The organism is Sphingobium sp. ba1, assembly GCF_000743655.1.
Taxonomy (GTDB): domain Bacteria; phylum Pseudomonadota; class Alphaproteobacteria; order Sphingomonadales; family Sphingomonadaceae; genus Sphingobium.
On record NZ_JPPQ01000083.1, the window covers coordinates 597,139 to 598,718 of the forward strand.

The 1,580-nt window shown below is 63.0% G+C and carries 4 protein-coding genes; all 4 read left to right on the forward strand.

Translation table 11 applies throughout. The features are described from left to right. The coding region (locus IL54_RS22000) for a 2-hydroxyacid dehydrogenase (RefSeq protein WP_037480856.1) at window positions 1-447 on the forward strand (447 nt) is incomplete at its 5' end. Window positions 448-513: 66 nt separating this feature from the next. Further along, window positions 514-699 (forward strand): DUF1328 domain-containing protein, encoded by a 186-nt coding sequence (locus IL54_RS22005; RefSeq protein WP_037480476.1) that lies wholly within the window; start codon window positions 514-516, stop codon window positions 697-699. Between the two features lie 4 nt (window positions 700-703). Next, window positions 704-907 carry a DUF5818 domain-containing protein gene (locus IL54_RS25620; protein WP_076605625.1) on the forward strand — a complete coding sequence of 68 codons (204 nt, stop codon included), beginning with the start codon at window positions 704-706 and terminating at the stop codon, window positions 905-907. A gap of 43 nt (window positions 908-950) precedes the next feature. After that, on the forward strand, window positions 951-1,580 hold a 630-nt coding region (locus tag IL54_RS22015; RefSeq protein ID WP_037480482.1), incomplete at its 3' end, for a DUF885 family protein.

Sequence of the window (1,580 nt, forward strand, 5' to 3'; positions counted from 1 at the left end):
CGCCACCGTCTGCCGTTCGAGGTGGAGCAGGAATTGGAAGCGGAATGGGTGGGCGATGTCGATGCCCTGCTCGCCGCTTGCGACATCATCTCGATCCACTGTCCGCTCAATGCCGACAGTCGCGGGCTGATCGATGTGCGGCGGATATCCCTCATGCGCCCCGACGCCTATCTCATCAACACCTCCCGCGCTGAAATCACTGACGAGGCCGCGTTGATCGTCGCGCTCGACGAAGGGCGGATCGCTGGTGCAGGCCTCGACGTCTATACCCATGAACCGGCGGTCGATGCGCGCCTGTTCGACCTCGCCAATGTCGTATTGCTGCCCCACATGGGATCGGCCACCTTCGAAGGCCGCGATGCGACCGGCGCGCGGGTCATCGCCAATATCCGCAGTTGGGTCGATGGCCACCGTCCCCCCAACCAAGTGCTGGAAGGCTGGGTCTGACGGGAACCCCGTGCGCCGTCATCCGTTCGGAAATCATAGCATTTCCATCGAAAGGGACGGATCACCATGTTGAAACTCGCAGTCATCTCACTCGTCATCGCCGCTGTGCTGGCGGTTCTCGGCTTCGGCGGCGCCGCTGGCACCTTCGTCGGCATCGCCAAAATCCTCTTCTTCATCGCGCTCGCCGTCTTCGTCCTGTTCCTCGTCCTCGGCATCCTGGCTGGCAAGGGCATCAAGGATGCGATAGACTGACCGCATGATAGAAAGTGGCGCTGACGTAGATGAAACCGGGCGGCTCGTTCGCGACGCCGCCGGTTTTCTGCTCCGGCGCGATGTTGGCGGCACCTACCGCCTCGTCCTGCTCCGCGTACCCGTCGATCTTGTCGAAAAACGGGTGCGCGTTCAGGGCTTTTATATGGGCGACGATATTGTCGAGGCCGATGGCGTAGCGCCCGCCTGAAACCCCTTGCCAAAGCAGCGGGGACACGCGATCCCCTTGCGTCATGCGCAAGATCCTTCCACTTCTCCTCTCCGTCGCCACGCCCGTTTTCGCCCAGGCGCAAACGCCCCGCGACACACTCACGCAGGTCATGGACGATCATTGGACATGGTGGCTCTCCACCCATCCGGTCGAGGCGACCGCGCGTGGCGTCCGCACCTATGATGACCGCATCTATGACCTGTCGCTCACCGCCCGCGCCGCGCAGATCAAGGCCGAGCAGGCCTTCGTGGCCCGGCTGGAAGCGATCGGCGAAACGACGCTCGATCCCGCCGATCGGGTCAACCGCGCCGTATTGTTGTGGATGCTGCGCGACGACATAGCGGGGGAGGCGCATCAGGCCGAACGGCTGATGCTGTTCACCACCTATTATGGCTGGCACCAGGGTTTTGCAGGCATGGGCGATGGCCTGCCTTTCTACGACCGCGCCGACTATGACAGCTATCTCACTCGCCTGTCGCTCTACCCGAAACAAAATGGCGACGCCCTCGCCATCACCCGTCAGGCGATCGAGGGCGGCTATGTTCTGCCTTGCTCAGTGCTGGGCAATTATGCGGCCACCATCAGCGGCATCGTGGCGGGCAAGCCGGAATCGACCCGCTTCTACGAGCCGTTCACCCGCCCCAAGCCCCGC